General features: G+C 62.0%; 16 protein-coding genes. 3 read left to right on the forward strand and 13 right to left on the reverse strand.

Annotation, left to right across the window (positions count from 1 at the left end):
* Positions 1-57 precede the first annotated feature (57 nt).
* Complete coding sequence (locus A0U94_RS11450; protein ID WP_062107466.1) at positions 58-591, reverse strand: Fur family transcriptional regulator; 534 nt, start codon at positions 589-591, stop codon at positions 58-60.
* A 104-nt stretch (positions 592-695) separates the two neighbouring features.
* Positions 696-1103, reverse strand: coding sequence for a Ros/MucR family transcriptional regulator (locus A0U94_RS11455; protein WP_062107468.1), 408 nt, complete (start codon positions 1101-1103; stop codon positions 696-698).
* An 87-nt stretch (positions 1104-1190) separates the two neighbouring features.
* On the opposite strand from A0U94_RS11455, the gene A0U94_RS11460 reads away from it, so the two are divergent.
* Positions 1191-1433 carry a sulfurtransferase TusA family protein gene (locus A0U94_RS11460; RefSeq protein ID WP_077803435.1) on the forward strand — a complete coding sequence of 81 codons (243 nt, stop codon included), beginning with the start codon at positions 1191-1193 and terminating at the stop codon, positions 1431-1433.
* Here the strand turns inward: A0U94_RS11460 and A0U94_RS11465 are convergent.
* The 6 genes from A0U94_RS11465 to A0U94_RS11490 all read right to left on the reverse strand — a co-directional run bounded on the left by A0U94_RS11465 (position 1420) and on the right by A0U94_RS11490 (position 5964).
* Positions 1420-1863, reverse strand: a complete 444-nt coding sequence (locus tag A0U94_RS11465; RefSeq protein WP_231878044.1) for a GNAT family N-acetyltransferase — start codon at positions 1861-1863, stop codon at positions 1420-1422. The genes A0U94_RS11460 and A0U94_RS11465 overlap by 14 nt on opposite strands.
* 8 nt (positions 1864-1871) lie before the next feature.
* The gene (tsaB, locus tag A0U94_RS11470; protein ID WP_369827248.1) at positions 1872-2513 is read right to left on the reverse strand and encodes a tRNA (adenosine(37)-N6)-threonylcarbamoyltransferase complex dimerization subunit type 1 TsaB; all 642 of its coding nucleotides are present in this window, start codon (positions 2511-2513) and stop codon (positions 1872-1874) included.
* Positions 2504-3124: a malonic semialdehyde reductase gene (locus tag A0U94_RS11475; protein ID WP_077803436.1), complete on the reverse strand. Its 621-nt coding sequence runs from the start codon at positions 3122-3124 to the stop codon at positions 2504-2506. The genes tsaB and A0U94_RS11475 overlap by 10 nt, the downstream gene beginning before the upstream one ends.
* Positions 3125-3127: 3 nt before the next feature.
* Positions 3128-3691, reverse strand: a complete 564-nt coding sequence (locus A0U94_RS11480) for a NifU family protein (RefSeq protein WP_062030061.1) — start codon at positions 3689-3691, stop codon at positions 3128-3130.
* Positions 3692-3808: 117 nt separating this feature from the next.
* Positions 3809-5173 carry an ATP-binding protein gene (locus A0U94_RS11485; RefSeq protein ID WP_077803437.1) on the reverse strand — a complete coding sequence of 455 codons (1365 nt, stop codon included), beginning with the start codon at positions 5171-5173 and terminating at the stop codon, positions 3809-3811.
* Between the two features lie 20 nt (positions 5174-5193).
* Positions 5194-5964 carry a response regulator gene (locus A0U94_RS11490; RefSeq protein ID WP_062029983.1) on the reverse strand — a complete coding sequence of 257 codons (771 nt, stop codon included), beginning with the start codon at positions 5962-5964 and terminating at the stop codon, positions 5194-5196.
* 170 nt (positions 5965-6134) lie between these two features.
* On the opposite strand from A0U94_RS11490, the gene fbaA reads away from it, so the two are divergent.
* Positions 6135-7211 (forward strand): class II fructose-bisphosphate aldolase, encoded by a 1077-nt coding sequence (gene fbaA / locus A0U94_RS11495; RefSeq protein WP_077803438.1) that lies wholly within the window; start codon positions 6135-6137, stop codon positions 7209-7211.
* A gap of 63 nt (positions 7212-7274) precedes the next feature.
* On the opposite strand, the gene A0U94_RS11500 is transcribed toward fbaA, so the two are convergent.
* The gene (locus A0U94_RS11500; protein ID WP_077803439.1) at positions 7275-8867 is read right to left on the reverse strand and encodes an efflux transporter outer membrane subunit; all 1593 of its coding nucleotides are present in this window, start codon (positions 8865-8867) and stop codon (positions 7275-7277) included.
* Positions 8868-8965: 98 nt separating this feature from the next.
* Here A0U94_RS11500 and A0U94_RS11505 point away from each other — a divergent pair, with 98 nt between their 5' ends.
* Positions 8966-9634 carry a TetR/AcrR family transcriptional regulator gene (locus tag A0U94_RS11505; protein ID WP_062029977.1) on the forward strand — a complete coding sequence of 223 codons (669 nt, stop codon included), beginning with the start codon at positions 8966-8968 and terminating at the stop codon, positions 9632-9634.
* Here A0U94_RS11505 and A0U94_RS11510 read toward each other — a convergent pair.
* From A0U94_RS11510 to A0U94_RS11525, 4 genes are all read right to left on the reverse strand, one after another.
* Entirely contained in the window at positions 9628-11205 is a 1578-nt protein-coding gene (locus tag A0U94_RS11510) for a DHA2 family efflux MFS transporter permease subunit (protein WP_077803440.1), read from the reverse strand. The genes A0U94_RS11505 and A0U94_RS11510 overlap by 7 nt on opposite strands.
* Positions 11202-12308, reverse strand: coding sequence for an HlyD family secretion protein (locus A0U94_RS11515; protein WP_062107483.1), 1107 nt, complete (start codon positions 12306-12308; stop codon positions 11202-11204). Before A0U94_RS11515 ends, A0U94_RS11510 begins: the two co-directional genes overlap by 4 nt.
* A 161-nt stretch (positions 12309-12469) precedes the next feature.
* Positions 12470-13960 (reverse strand): UdgX family uracil-DNA binding protein, encoded by a 1491-nt coding sequence (locus A0U94_RS11520; protein ID WP_077803441.1) that lies wholly within the window; start codon positions 13958-13960, stop codon positions 12470-12472.
* Complete coding sequence (locus A0U94_RS11525) at positions 13957-15189, reverse strand: putative DNA modification/repair radical SAM protein (protein ID WP_077803442.1); 1233 nt, start codon at positions 15187-15189, stop codon at positions 13957-13959. The genes A0U94_RS11520 and A0U94_RS11525 overlap by 4 nt, the downstream gene beginning before the upstream one ends.
* Between the last annotated feature and the right edge of the window lie 53 nt (positions 15190-15242).

Raw genomic sequence — 15242 nt, forward strand, 5'->3', positions numbered from 1 at the left:
CTTCGCTGCTGACCAGCGTATGTGGAGCGGAAATGGGGGTGCCATCCAGTTTGGTGGTCATGATCCGCTCTTGTTCCTGTTTTCTGGAGGAGATTTTGTCCTGTCCTCGGGCTCGGCACGACGGCCGAACAGCTCGATACGGTGGGAGACAAGGTCAAATCCCAGACGCTGGGCAAGCTGGGCCAGAAGACGGACAGGTTCGTCGTCCTCGAATTCGATGACCCGCCCGCTGTCCACGTCGATCAGGTGATAATGGTTACCGCTGTCGCTGGCTTCATAACGCGCCCGTCCGCCGCCGAAATCGCGACGTTCGAGAATGCCTTTTTCTTCAAGCAGACGCACCGTCCGATAGACGGTCGCCACTGAGATCCGGCTGTCGATCTCGGACGCGCGGCGATAAAGTTCCTCGACGTCGGGGTGGTCGTCGGCAACGGACAGGACATGTGCGATGACACGTCTCTGGCCGGTCATTTTCAGACCGCTTTCCACACACAGGCGGGCAATGTGCGAATCATCCGGAACGGGGGAGGACGGGGCCTTCCGATTCCCGGGGCTGCTGCGTCTCTCAGCGGTTTTCGTATCTGCGACCATATCTGCGGCCTAGCCGAAAAACAGGCGTGTTGTCTACTTTATGGAGCCTGTCAGGTTTTCCCTGTCGCCGGGATGAAGAAACCGGCGACAGGAAAAAAAGTCTCTCAGTCTTCGCGACGACGGCCGAGGCCGATCTTGCGGGCCAGCGAAGAACGGTGGTTCGCGTAGTTGGGAGCAACCATCGGGTATTCCGGCGGCAGGCCCCAGCGCTCGCGATATTCCTGCGGCGTCATGTTGTAGGCTGTCTTGAGGTGACGGCGCAGCAGCTTCAGCTTTTTCCCGTCTTCCAGGCAGATGATGTAGTCCGGGAAAACCGACTTGCGCGGCGAAACGGCCGGGACCGGCTTCTCGGCGGGAGCCTCTTCCGGAACATTCACCGTTGCAAGAGAGTCATGAACGGACCGGATCAGGGCCGGGAGAGCGTCAGCCGGGACATCGTTGTTTGATACATAGGCCGTAACGATCTGCGCGGTCAGCTGATGCAGTTCGGGAGCATTTGTCTCTTGCGACATGGTAGATAAGTCCTTCATCCTTGAGCGAGTGAGCATGTAGCAGTCATAAATTGCTTCATTCAAGCATAAAAAGAAAGAAACGGACCCGTGACAGAAAATGAAACATTTTTCATAGATATAACGGAGAAAAAGTGCCCCATGACGACTGTATATGTCCGGGCCAAACTCGATGCCATGACTTCGGGACAGGGACTTGAAGTGTGGCTCTATGGAACAGAAACTCGCAAGAACGTCAGGGCCTCAGTGCAGGCACTGGGACATACAATTCTGGCGGATTCACCTGTTGCAGACAGGACGGATCTTTACTGCCTGAGTATCAAAAGGCGCTAGAAACAAGGACCTGCGCGTCACTTCCGTCCCTGTAATAACCGCGACGCAGGCCAGCTTTTACAAACCCGCATTTTTCATACAGTGCCGCAGCCGGATTGTTACAGACTGCTACTTCCAGAAATACTTGCCCTTTGGGCAGAATGGCCTGCACCAAAGACCTTCCCACACCTCTGCGGCGAAAATATGGATGAACCGCAAGTGTCAGGATTTCCGTTTCATCCAGAACTGTTCGCGAGAGAATGAAACCGGCAGGAATATTGTCGATCAGCGCAATAACGGCCTCGGTTCCCTGCATGGATAGTAAATCAATAAAGGACGCCGCGCTCCAGACTTCTCCGCCACGAAACGTGACTTCATGAAGCTCCGCCAGAAGCGGCGCACATTCGATCCCCATCGTCTGCAGCTGGAACTCCTTTTCAGGGCCCTTCACAGGGGTATTCACAGGGGCAACGGCCTCAGACCCGCCGCGGGCGGTTTGGCTTCGGGCGGATCAACATAGAGCGGCATCAGGGAGCCTGCGGGGACGCTCTGTGCGGCCTGAATGATGCCCAGAGCGGTCGGGGCGTCGCAGGACAGCACGGGGCATGGCCAGTCCGGTTTTTCTGACACGGCATCGCCCGTCACACAGGCCCAGTCCGCGGGATCGAGATCGACGGTCTGGCTGGCCGTGACGGGACCGTGCGGCGGGTCCACGAACACCCGGCCCCGGCGCGCGATGCTGACGCAGACAGCGTCCGAACGGCAAAGTGTGGCGCGGATCGCCTCACCCAGCGTGACGCCGATCGTGGGACAGTTCCAGCCTGCCGCCAGACCTGCGGCCAGTGACAGGGACGAGCGCAGTCCGGTGAACGATCCCGGCCCCAGGACCGCCACGACGCGATCCGGAGCCGTGGTCCAGTCGTTCTGTGTCAGGAGGTCACGGATGGCCGGAGCGAAATGCTCGGAAGCGCCGCGTCCGGCCATCAGCTTTTCCGCGACGACCCGACCGTCCTCGACCAGCGCCACCAGACTGGTCAGGCCGGCCCCTGCTCCGGCCCCGTTAAAAACGACTGTCCTTGAAGACCCCGTCCTTACAGGCACAGACAGGCTTCTCCGAAGTCCAGACGGGGCGCACGCGGCTCGGCATGGTCGGGGGCGGGTTCGTTTTCCGCCGGATAGCCAAGCCCGACGAGGAAGTTCACGCGCCAGCCGGTGGCGTTCAGCAGCGTGTCCTCGACCATGAAACAGTCAAAGCCGGACATCGGCATGGCGGACAGGCCCAGCATCCGGGCGGCCATGATGAGATAGGCGCCTTCGAGCGTACCGTTGCGAAAGGCCGTCTCATCGGACAGTCCCACATCGGCAGCAAACCAGTCGCGCAGGCCCTCCTGCGGGTTCAAACGGGGCAGCGCCTCGAAAAACAGAGGATCATGACAGACAACGGCCAGAACCGGAGCGGCCATGGCGCGGGCCACGTTTCCCGGCGACAGCGCGGGGCGGATGCGCTCACGGGCATCCTGCGTCGTCAGGAAAACGAAACGACCCGGCGAGCAGTTACCGGACGTCGGCCCCAGCTTCACCAGATCGTACAGACGGCGCAGGACATCTTCCCCGACCGGGCGCGGCGAGAAGCTGCGCGGCGTCCGGGCCTGCGTGAACAGGGCTTCCGCGCCCGGAACCGGTGCGCAATCAGGATATGTCTGGCCGTCCATGGTTCAGTCCTCGACCTGTTCGACCGAAACGACTTCGGGAACATAATGCCGCAGCATGTTCTCGACGCCGTGCTTCAGGGTCGCGCGGGAAGACGGGCAGCCGGAGCATGCACCCTGCATGGCCAGATAAACCACACCGTCCTTGTAGCCGCGGAATGCGATGTCGCCACCGTCACCAGCCACGGCAGGACGCACGCGCGTGTCGAGCAGGTCCTGGATGCGGCTGACGACTTCGACGTCTTCCGGGGCAACATCATGTTCCGGCGCGGACTGCGTTCCCGAAAGAACCGGACGGCCGCTTTCGAAGAACGTCGTGATCGTTCCCAGCACGACGGGCTTGAGGTCGCCCCAGCTGATGTCGTCGGACTTCGTGACGGAGACGAAATCGCCGCCAAGGAAGACGCGGCGCACGTTCGGCTGGTCGAACAGCGCGGTCGCCAGTTCGGAGCGTCCGAGGGCAACATCCGCATCGCCGAAATCGACGGGACGGGCATCGCCGGTCACGCTGCGACCGGGCAGGAATTTCAGGGTAGCGGGATTGGGAGTGTCTTCGGTCTCGATGAACATCGTGGTCATGTCCTTGCGTTCCAGTCCGCCCTGACATGTGCCACTTCGTCGCAAGGTGCAAGTGTCGGGACTGCATTGGTCCGACTTCCCGTGTTTTTAACGCTGAGACAGGTCTTCTCAGACCTGCTCGCCCTGCCCCTCGTTTTTCCTTGACGGAGAAGGGAGTCCCTTCGGCAGGATGATGGTCGCACACAGCCCGCCATAGCCTTTCGAGGCATCTCCGCGCCCGAGCACCAGAGACCCGCCTTCACGCGAGATTTCGCGTTGCACGATCGCAAGCCCCAGCCCGATTCCCCCCGTGGCCCGCGAGCGCGATCCCTCCAGCCGATAGAACGGGGCCAGCACGCGTTCGTATTCGCTCTCGGGAATTCCGGGCCCGCTGTCGCTGATGGCAATTTCCATCGCGCCGTCCTCGCGGGTGCGGAGAGTCGCCAGAACGTTGCCGCCATAGTTGATGGCGTTTTCGATCAGGTTCGACAGGACGCGTTTCATGGCAAGCGGACGCACATGCACCAGCGCACGGTCCGGCCCTTCGTAATGGGCTTCATGCCCGCGATCCACATGGTCATCCACAAGCGTTTCCAGCGTGGCGACAATATTGATGGTGCGGGGGACCTCCGGATCATCGGCACCGGCCAGATAGGCGAGAATGCCGTTCACCATGGCTTCCATCTCGTCCAGATCCGCCTCGATGGCGGCCTGTGCCTCACCATCATTGAGGAAGCCGCAGCGCAGCCGCAGCCGTGTCAGCGGCGTCCGAAGATCGTGCGAGACGGCCGCCAGCGCCTGTGTCCGGTCGTTGATGAGGCTCTGGATGCGGTCCTGCATCGCGTTGATGGCATGGGCGAGGCCCCGCACTTCGGGCGGCCCACGCTCGGCCAGAGGCACCCATTTTTCGCTGGAACCAATACGGTCGGCGACCGAAACCAGCGCGCGCAGCGGCATGCTGAGGCCGCGGATCAGCATGGTCGCCGCAATGGCGACCGCTCCGGCCGCAATGGCAGCCGAGGCCAGACCACGCGTAACGCGGTGGTGGCCAAGCATCCCCGGCACCCGGAAATGAATGTAACTCCCATCCGGCAGACGCTGTGACCCCAGCACATCCGCACTCCCCGGCCCCAGCGTATAGAGGTCCAGATGCGCCTGTTCGAGAATGGGGTCGTCCGCCGTCAGACGCCGGACGAGCTGGGTGAGCGCGACGGGGGGATGTCCCGGCAGCACGGGCGTGATGGAGGCCGGCTGCCAGGCCACGCTGAGCTCGCTGCCCGACAGCATGACGGCCAGAAACGATCTCTGGCTGACGGGAGCCGCAGCCAACACGCGCAGATCCGTGCTCAGCGCCTCGCCAAGCTGGGCGATGCGCACATCATCAACGATATAGGTTTCTGCCTGCCCGTAGAAAATGGCGTTCGTCAGGAACACCAGGGTCACTGCGACGGTCAGGACAACGCAGACGCGCCCGACCAGCCCCAGTGGCCACAGCAGAATGCGATTCTGAATGTTCAGACCCGTTCAACCTCTGCGACGAAGATGTATCCGAGACCGCGCACGGTCCGGATGAGCTGGTCGGCGTCCGAACCCAGCTTTCGGCGCAAACGACTGACAAGAACGTCAATACTGCGGTCCGACACGTCGCCCAGACGGGTCCGCGACAGTTCCAGCAGGCGATCGCGGGCGATGACCCGCTGCGGGTTGTCCAGAAAGCTGGTCAGCAGATCATGTTCCGCACCGGAAATATCAACGGTCGCGCCCGACGGGTCCGTCAGTTCCCGGCGGCGCAGATCGAGCGTCCAGCCAGCAAAACGCAGCGTCTCACGGCGGACGCGCTCCTGCGGCGCACCGGTCGTTGCGATGCCGCGACGCAGCACGGCCCGCACGCGCGCCAGAAGCTCGCGCTGTCCGAACGGTTTGGGCACATAATCGTCAGCACCCGATTCGAGGCCCGTGACGCGGTCGCGTTCCTCGCCCCGGGCGGAGACCATGATGATCGGCACCTGGGCCGGGGGCGTCTCGTTTTCATGCAGCGCACCCTGCCCACTGCGCAGCGCGCGGCACAGTTCGATGCCGCTTTTACCCGGCAGCATGATGTCCATGATGATGAGATCGACGGGTGCCACTTCGAGCGCGGCCCACATCTCCTCACCACAGGCAACACCCCGCGCACGGAAGCCGCCGCCCTGAAGGGCACGGAGAATGAGGGTCCGCATTCCGGCGTCATCTTCGACGACGAGGATACGGGCGGGAAGATCTGGGTCGGAAAGATTTGGCACCATGTTTTTTCCATAGTCTCCACAGGGCTGGCATCACAAGCAACAAATCCTGACAATAAATCTTTCAGCGATTTGAAGGCTCATGACGAAAAGCAATTGGCATCGTACAGTACAACGCAACACGGCCGCACCCGTTTTGCTGGCCTGTTTCATGCGTTCAGTTGGAGCCGCCAATGTCAAGAGTTTCACCCGGCGTCGTCAGTGGCGCCAGTTATACGGCCCTTATCAAGGCCTGCCATGAAGGGGGCTATGCCCTTCCCGCCATCAATGTCGTCGGCACCGACAGCGTCAATGCCGTTCTGGAAGCGGCGGCCCGGAACGGATCGGACGTCGTCATTCAGGTCTCGAATGGTGGCGCGCGTTTTTATGCCGGCGAAGGCCTGCCCGACGCCCATCGCGCCCGCGTGCTCGGCGCGGCCTCGATGGCACGACACGTCCATCTTCTGGCGAAGGAATACGGCATCGCCGTCATCCTCCACACCGATCATGCCGACCGCAAGCTGATCCCCTGGCTCGACGATCTCATCACGCTGAGCGAGGACGAGTTCCGGACGACCGGCAAGCCGCTGTTTACATCCCACATGCTCGACCTGTCCGCCGAACCGCTCGAGGACAACCTTACGACTTCAGCCGCGATGCTCAAGCGGCTTGCCCCGCTGGGGATGGGGCTGGAAATCGAACTGGGCGTGACCGGTGGCGAGGAAGATGGCGTGGGCCACGACCTTGAGGACGGTGCGGACAACGCCCATCTCTACACGCAGCCCGAAGATGTTCTGAAGGCCTGGAACCTGCTCTCCCCGATCGGCACCGTGTCGATTGCCGCGTCTTTCGGCAACGTGCATGGCGTCTACAAGCCAGGCAATGTGCAGCTTCGCCCTGAAATCCTGAAGAACTCTCAGGAAGCTGTCGAACAGGCTACGCAGAGCGGCCCCAAGCCGCTACCGCTGGTGTTCCATGGCGGTTCAGGCTCGACGATTGCGGAAATCGACGCCGCCGTTTCCTACGGCGTGTTCAAGATGAACCTCGATACCGACATCCAGTTCGCGTTCGCACAGGGTGTGGGCCACTATGTTCTGGAGCATCCGGTCGCGTTCCAGCACCAGATCGACCCCAGCACCGACAAGCCGATGAAGTCCCTTTACGATCCGCGCAAATGGCTGCGCGTGGGAGAGAAATCCATTGTCAGCCGACTGGACGAAGCCTTCGAGATTCTGGGCTCCAAGGGTCGGTCCGTCGCGCGCAAAGCCTGATGGAAAGGGACTGACGGAACCAATTGCCGGGAGGCCTGCACCTCCCGGTTAAGGACTTCCCGTTCAGGGACCGGGCGTTGCGGAGGCGAGCTGCGCTTTCGCAACGTCCGGGTTGTTGGGAAGAGCGTCTTCCCAGCCCCCGCCAAGCGCGTTGTAAAGCCGTGTCAGGTTGGTCGCCAGCGTGGCGTCGCTGCTGACGAGGTCAAGCTGGGCGGACTGAAGCTGCGCCTGCGCGTTTAGAACGTTCAGATAGTTCGTCAGACCGCTGCGATACTGGCTCTGTGCCAGATTGAGCGCACGGCTGTTGTCATCAACGGCGTTCTTCAGCCCCTGACGATGCAGCTGCTCATCCCGATACGCGATCAGCGCATTGTCCACGTCATGCCAGGCCTTGATGACCGTCTGCTGATAGGAAATCGCCGCCGCCTTCTGGGCGTATTTCTTCAACTCGAGCTGACCGTACAGGCGTCCACCCTGAAAGATCGGGAGCGAAATGGACGGACCAACATTCCAGGCGCGCGCGTTCCAGAACCCCAGATCGCGGAACGACAGGGTCTGGAACCCGAAATCGGCGTTGATCGTGACCTTCGGATAGAAATCCGCCGTGGCCTCGCCCACTTCGGCCACCGCACCACGCAGATGGGCCTCGGCCTCGCGGATATCCGGACGGCGCTGGGCCAGTTCGGACGGGATGCCAACGGGCACCACAGGCGGCACGACCGGCACGCCGGCGTTCTTGTCCAGCTCGGCATTCAGGCTGCCCGGAGGGGCACCCAGAAGCAGCGCAAGCGCGTTTTCTTCCTGAGCAACTGCCTGTTCGAGCTGCGCTTCCTGACCCTGCATGTCATGCAGACGGCCCTGAGCGGAGTCCACGTCCAGCTCCGTCACCAGACCGCCATGATAGCGCTCCTGCGCGATGGAGGTGATCTGCGTGAGAATCCTGAGGTTGTCGCGCAGGATCTTCAGGCGCTGCTGGTCGCCACGCAGGCCCATATAGCCCCGCGCCATGTCGGCCTGCTGGGCGATGAGGATGGAACGGCGCTCCTCGTCCGTCGCCTGAAGATCGGCCTTGGCGGCGTCGTACTGGTGCGCGACACGGCCCCACAGGTCGATTTCATAGGTCGCATCAATCGCGCTGCGCCACTGGTTCAGCAGCGGAACCGTGGCACCATCGGCCGCGCCCTGAAGCAGGGGACCAACCGAAGCTCCAGCGGTGTTCCCCGCGGACTTCGCGATATTGCCGCCCACCCGGCTGATGATCTCCTGCATTTCCTTGGTGCTGTACTGGCTGCGCTGATACGAGCCCGAGGCGCTCAGGGCCGGGAAGCGCTCGGCCCCCGCCATGATGAGCTGCGCACGGCTCTGCGCCAGATTGGCGGTCGCAAGGCGGAAGGACAGGTTCTGATTGACCAGACGGGCTTCCAGAGACGTCAGCTCGGGATCGTGAAAAACCTGCCACCAGCGGCTGTCGGCCTTCATCTCGCTGATGATGCTGTCAGGCGCCCCAGCCCTATGAGCATCGGCCATATGGTCGGTGTAATGCGCAGGCGACCAAGGCTTGGGCGCGTGATATTCAGGCCCCACCATGAGGCAGCCGGACAGGGTGAACAGGGCGCAGCCGCAAAGCAGCGCGCGGGAAGTGAAGGCTGCGCTCACAAAGAAACTCCTGAAGCGGAAATGATCTTGCAGTGACCGACCGGTTCGGTCAGCATGTTAGAGAGACGACCTGACGGACAGAAGGATTTTTCGCTCACATGACGGGCATCACGGACGACGGCCACGCGGACACTCCCGACGGATCCGGCAACACCGATCCTGCGGGAAGCGCCAAGCGCGAACAGATCCTGAAAGGAGCCGGGGCGATCTTTCTGGCGGACGGCTACGAAGGCGCGTCCATGTCCCGGATCGCGCAGATGGCCGGCGTGTCCAAGGGAACGCTCTACAACCATTTCGATGGCAAGGCGTCCCTGTTTTCCGCGTTCTTCGAAGAACAGGTGCGCTGCCGTCTTTCCCCCATCGAGACGCTTGCGCGCAGCAACGAACAGTCCGTGCGCGTGACGCTGACCCGCTTTGCCGAAATGACGGTTCACCTGCTGATTTCGCCTGTGGCGCTGGGGCTGTATCGCATCATCGTCAGCGAGGTCGACAAGTTTCCCCATCTGGCCGATACGTTCTGGCGCTACGGCTTTGGCCGGACGCTCAGCAATCTGACCGAATATCTGGCGCGCAGCGAAACGCAGGGAGAGCTGGATATCGCCGACCCGAGCCTGTCGGCCGAGCAGTTCCTGCTCATGTGTCAGGCCCGCATCATCCAGCGCCGGCGCTTCGGGCTGCCGGTCGATGACAGCGATGCCGCCATCGCGGAATTCGCCGCCTTTACCGCCGACAGTTTCCTGAAGATCTACGAACCGCGCCATCAGTGACCGCCGCCTGAGGCCTGGGCCGCCTTCTTGCCGTTGGGAGACAGCAGGAAACACAGCGGCACCACGAACAGCGCAATCACGCCGATCCAGTCAAAAACCTCGTTATAGGCCAGCATGGCGACCTGAGAGGTGAACTCCCGGAAGGTCTGGTAGAGGGCGAATTTATGCGCCTGCGCGGCCGGGAACCCGTGCGCCTCAGCGACCTTCTGCGCATTGGCGATATAGGAATTGAGGCCCGGATTGGCCGCCGTCATGTGATCCGTGACATAGGTCTGATGACGCTGCCGGGTCTCGATGATCGCCGCCGTCGCCAGAGAGATGGCGAGGGAGCCGACATAATTCCGGGCCATCGAGAACAGGGCGGACGCATCGGCATTCAGTTCGCGCGGCAGGGTCGAGTACGCGATCGTCGAAATCGGCACGAACAGGAACGCCAGCGAGGCCGTCTGGCTGATGCGGTAGAGCATCAGATGTCTGAAATCAATCGCGGCATAGAGGTTCGAAGCCTGGAACATCGCCATGCCCATCGCGAAAAATCCGAATGCGATCAGATATCGCATCTGGATGAACTTCATCAGGATGCCCACGATCGGGATCAGACAGATCACCGCAACACCGCCCGGCGCCAGAAGCAGACCCGAGGTGGTCGCGGTATAGTCGAGAACCTGCTGGGCAAACTGCGGCACGACAATCGCCGAGGCATAGAGCGTCGCCCCCACCATCGAGATCAGCAGCGTGCCGACCGCGAAGTTGCGATCCCTGAAAACCGACAGGCGCACAAGCGGGTTCTTCGCATAACACAGCCACAGAATGGCTCCGACAACACCGATCACACCCAGCACAGCCATGGTGGTGATGAAGGGCGACCCGAACCAGTCGTCATCCTCGCCACGATCGCACATGACTTCAAGACAGCCGAGGCCCAGCGTAATCAGGCTGATGCCGATTACGTCCACCTTCTCGCGCTTCTTGCGCTCCCATGGCGGATCTTCAACGAAAGCCGTCACAGCCATGACCGTCAGAATGCCGAACGGCACGTTGACGAAGAAAATCCAGCGCCAGGAGAAATTGTCCGTCAGGTAGCCACCCAGCATCGGGCCGAGAACCGGGCCGACGATGGTGGCAATGGCGGTCAGGCCGAACGCTGCCCCGCGCTTTTCAGGCGGGAACGTGTCAAGAATGATCGATTGCTGGCTCGGTTGCAGGCCGCCTCCGAAGAAGCCCTGCATGAGCCGGAACACCACCAGCATCGGCAGCGATGTCGCCAGTCCGCACAGGAAGGACGAGACGGTGAACATCGTGATGCAGATCAGGAAGTAGCGTTTGCGGCCAAAGAACCGCGACAGCCAGCCCGAAATCGTCAGCACGATGCCGTTCGCCACCAGATAGGACGTCAGCGCCCAGGTGGCGTCATCATACGAACTGCCGAGCGATCCCGCGATATGCGGCAGCGCCACGTTGACGATGGTGGTGTCCAGCACCTCCATGAAGGCCGCCAGCGTGACCGTGACGGCCACAAGCCACGGATTGTGACTGGGTTTCCAGTCCTGATGCCCGGCAGTATCGCTCATTTCACATAAACCGTCGGCTCGACAGACAGGCCAAGGGCCAGCGGAAGGTTCGGATCAAGCCCGCTGTCCACCACGATCTTGACCGGGATGCGCTGCACCGTTTTCACGAAGTTTCCGGTCGCGTTTTCGGGAGGGAAGGCGCTGAAGGATTCACCTGAGCCAAGCTGGATGGAATCCACGTGGCCATGCAGTTTGAGCTGCGGATAGGCATCGACGTCAATATCCACCTTCTGGCCGGGGCGCATGTCGGTGAGCTGCGTTTCCTTGTAGTTCGCCACGATCCAGACTTCCGGCTCGACGATGGAGAACATCTCCTGCCCGACCTGCATGTAATCGCCACGCTCGACGTTACGCTGAGAAATCCAGCCGTCATGCGGAGCGCGGACTTCCGTCCATTCGAGGTTCAGGCGGGCCTGCGTCAGCTCTGCATTGGCGGATGCGAGAGATGCCTGTTCCTGCGTGACACGGGCATCGGCACTGGCCACGTTTTCCTTGACCGGCTCGGCCTGCGTCAGCTGCCCCTGGGCCTGAAGGACGCGGGCTTTCGCCTGATCCAGCGCGGCGCGGGCATAGTCGATATCCTGCTGCGACGTAGCAGCACGGGCCACCGAACGCTGGCGACGGTAATCGGCTTCGGCCTTGATAAGTTCCGCCTGAACGGCAGCAAGGTTGCCCTGCGCCGTGACGAGCTGTCCGGGGAAGTTCTTGTGCGCCACGGCCAGCATGAGCTGATAGGCGTCAATATTGGCCTTCGCCTGGGACACGGCGGCTTCGGCCTTGTTCAGGGAAGCGGCATAATCCCGGCTATCGATTCTCACGAGCAGGTCACCGGCGTGGACGAACTGGTTATCGTTCACCAGAAGCTGCGTAACGTACCCGTTGACGTGAGGGGCTATGGCGATCTTGCGACCGGCCGTGTAGGCGTCATCCGTCTCGATATTGTTGCGGGTCAGGAAAAGATAGGCCCCGATACCCACGAGAACCAGAACCACCAGCAGGATCAACGCGATCCGGACAAGGGGATTGCGCTTTTTCTGCGGCTTTCCGTTCTTGTCGGATGTCGTGCCATCCTGCGCGTGATCGGCCTGATCGCCTTGCGCCATAATGTTTTTCTCGCTTTGAAAACAGGTCTGTCAGATCGTGACCGGGTTGACTGTGCAGGGCCTGAAACCCTCGTACTGACCGATCGGTTCGGTCATCCATGACATATCGTCTCGCGGGCTTCAAGCTGGAAAAAACTGATCCGTTTCCAATTGTCCGTTCTTCACGCGTCCGGACGCCCGCAAAAATCCCGCAGCCGCGCGAGACCCTCTTCGAACCGCTCCCGTTCGATCTCTCCCTGCGCGCTGTCCCCCAGCCGCAGCAGCCAAGACGGGTGGGCAAGCGCCAGACGCTGGACGGCATTTTCGCCCTCTCCCGCCGTCCAGAGCGTACCGCGTCTCTCCGCCATCGCCCTGCCCGGACCATCCAGCGCCTTCAGCGCCGTAGCCCCCAGCGAGACAATGAGGCTGGGCCGGACCAGCGCAATTTCCTGTTCCAGCCAGGGGCGACAGGCCGCCACATGCCCCTCATCCGGGCTCTGATGAATGCGGCGCCGCCCCTGAAGACGGAAACGGAAATGCTTGACCGCGTTTGTCAGATACAGCGTGCTGCGATCGACCCCGACCTTTTCCAGCGTCTCCTGCAACACCTGTCCCGCCGGGCCAACGAAGGGCCGCCCCGCCAGATCCTCCTGATCGCCCGGCTGTTCGCCAACGACCATGATCCGCGCCTCAACCGGCCCCTCCCCGACGACAGCCTGCGTGGCCGCACAGTGCAGCGGACACGCGGTGCAGCTCCGAATTTTCGCAGCCAGATCTTCAGGCGTATGCGAAAGCGGCTGGAGTGGAAGACTGTCACGGGAGCGCAGGCGTTCGTGAAAGGCCGGAGCCGGCAGAGGCACCTGTTCGGCCATCATCTGGACGCGCGCCTCGGCCCCGGCCACAAGCTGCGGGATCAGGCGCGTTTCGGGCAGGTTTTTCCAGTAGCGACCCGGCATCTCACGACGCATGGCTTTCGTGCGGACACGGGCGGGATTGAACGTGGAGGCATAATAGGTGTCCCACAAATCCCCAAAGCCGTCATCCAGCTCCGGCTGTTCGCAGGGTTCAGAGGAGTAGGCCAGATCCTTCCCGTCCCAGCAGATGGAACCGCGTGGGGTCAGGATCATCCAGTCCATGTCCGTAAAGCGCTTCGAGAAGAAGGGCGCGATGCGTTCGAGAATATGGTGCTGCGGCTCGAACCAGGCGAGGAACCGCCGACGCCCGCTGCCCTCCCCCCCGACCTGTGCGGGCAGTTCGCGAAAGCGGACGAAGGCCGTCATCTTGTGACAGTCCTGCCGGTTCTGCCGGATCATGATCCGCGCTTTTGCGATATCGGCATCCGTCGCCACATCCAGCAGATGCGGATTGCCCTGAACGCGCCATGCGATCCGGTAAGCGAGCGCGAACCGGCCGGGATCGGAATGGCACAGCATGTCCCGCAACAACGCGATGCAGGACGCGCGCAATGTCACGCTTTTCAGGACCGGCCCCTCCGTCAGCGCCACCATGCCGTCGCTGTCATTGGTCTGCTGCCCGAACAGATCCGTCTCGCCCCCCCTGATCCGCCAGTCGAGGGCCTCGGGCGGAATCGCACGCTGCAAAGCCGCGCGCGCCATCTCCCGCCAGGGCTCGAACACGGCGCTGTCCTCAAGGGTCAGGACGTAGCGCGTCACAAAAGATTCATCTGCTGGGGCGCGGGGCTGAACAGGCTGCGCAGGTCGTGCCGGTCAGTCAGACGGGCGGGACTCCAGCCCGGCGTCTGCACGAAGGGCCGGACCTTGCGGATGGACACGTTCAGCCGGGCCAGATCCTCCAGCCGCACAGCCTGATGCCGCCGCGCCCTGAGAATGGCCGCTACGGCCTTCACCCCCAGCCCCGGCACCCGCAGCAGCATCTCCTTCGGCGCCCGGTTCAGATCCAGCGGAAACAACGCCCGGTTATCCAGCGCCCAGGCCAGCTTGGGGTCCAGCTCCAGATCGAGCATCCCGTCCGCACGCCCGGCCGTCAGTTCCCCGAAAGCAAATCCGTAGAACCGGAACAGCCAGTCCGCCTGATAGAGCCTGTGCTCGCGCTGAAGCGGCGGACTTGTCGCCGGCAGCAGGGCGGATGCATCAGGAATAGGACTGAAAGCGGAATAATAGACGCGCCGCAGCCCGTAAGAGCCGTAAAGATTAGCGCTGCTGGCCAGAACATCCTGATCGGATGCCGCATCTGCCCCCACGATCATCTGCGTGCTCTGCCCCCCCGGCGAAAACCGTTCGGCCCGGCGCCCGGTATGGCTGCGGTCCTTGCCCGCGTCGATCTTCAGCCGCATCTCCCCCATGGCCTGCCGGATACCCCTCGCCTTTTTCTGCGGCGCATACTGCTCCAGCCCGGCCACGGTCGGCATTTCCACATTGATCGAGAGGCGATCCGCATAGCGCCCCGCCTCTTCCAGCAGACGCGGCGAGGCATCGGGGATGGTCTTGAGATGGATATAGCCCCGGAACCCGTGCTTCAATCGCAGATCCCGCGCCACCTGCACAAGTTGCTCCATCGTGTGGTCGGATGAGCGGATGATGCCCGAAGACAGGAACAGCCCCTCGATGCAGTTCCGCCGGTAGAATTCCAGCGTGAGCCACACGACTTCCTCGGGTGTAAAGCGCGCGCGCTCCACATTCGAGGACGACCGGTTGATGCAATAGGCACAGTCATAGACGCAGAAATTGGTCAGCAGGATCTTGAGCAGCGACACGCACCGCCCGTCCGGCGTATAGGAATGACAGATCCCGTTTCCCGTGGTGGAGCCAAGCCCCCCGCTCTTTGCGGAATCCCGACGCGTCGAGCCGCTCGACGCGCAGGAGGCATCGTATTTCGCCGCATCGGAGAGAATCGCCAGTCTTTGGGAGAGTGTTTTCTTCATGCTGTGTTCTTATTTCGTTCCAGATGACGGAACGCAAGAGAAACCGTGAAATT

Source organism: Gluconobacter albidus (genome assembly GCF_002005485.1).
Lineage (GTDB): Bacteria > Pseudomonadota > Alphaproteobacteria > Acetobacterales > Acetobacteraceae > Gluconobacter > Gluconobacter albidus.

Coding starts and splice junctions, on each gene's coding strand:
- A0U94_RS11450 (WP_062107466.1), bottom strand. CDS start 591: ATGGTCGCAGATACGAAAACCGCTGAGAGACGCAGCAGCCCCGGGAAT.
- A0U94_RS11455 (WP_062107468.1), bottom strand. CDS start 1,103: ATGTCGCAAGAGACAAATGCTCCCGAACTGCATCAGCTGACCGCGCAG.
- A0U94_RS11475 (WP_077803436.1), bottom strand. CDS start 3,124: ATGGACGGCCAGACATATCCTGATTGCGCACCGGTTCCGGGCGCGGAA.
- A0U94_RS11480 (WP_062030061.1), bottom strand. CDS start 3,691: ATGTTCATCGAGACCGAAGACACTCCCAATCCCGCTACCCTGAAATTC.
- A0U94_RS11490 (WP_062029983.1), bottom strand. CDS start 5,964: ATGGTGCCAAATCTTTCCGACCCAGATCTTCCCGCCCGTATCCTCGTC.
- fbaA (WP_077803438.1), top strand. CDS start 6,135: ATGTCAAGAGTTTCACCCGGCGTCGTCAGTGGCGCCAGTTATACGGCC.
- A0U94_RS11505 (WP_062029977.1), top strand. CDS start 8,966: ATGACGGGCATCACGGACGACGGCCACGCGGACACTCCCGACGGATCC.
- A0U94_RS11510 (WP_077803440.1), bottom strand. CDS start 11,205: ATGAGCGATACTGCCGGGCATCAGGACTGGAAACCCAGTCACAATCCG.
- A0U94_RS11515 (WP_062107483.1), bottom strand. CDS start 12,308: ATGGCGCAAGGCGATCAGGCCGATCACGCGCAGGATGGCACGACATCC.
- A0U94_RS11525 (WP_077803442.1), bottom strand. CDS start 15,189: ATGAAGAAAACACTCTCCCAAAGACTGGCGATTCTCTCCGATGCGGCG.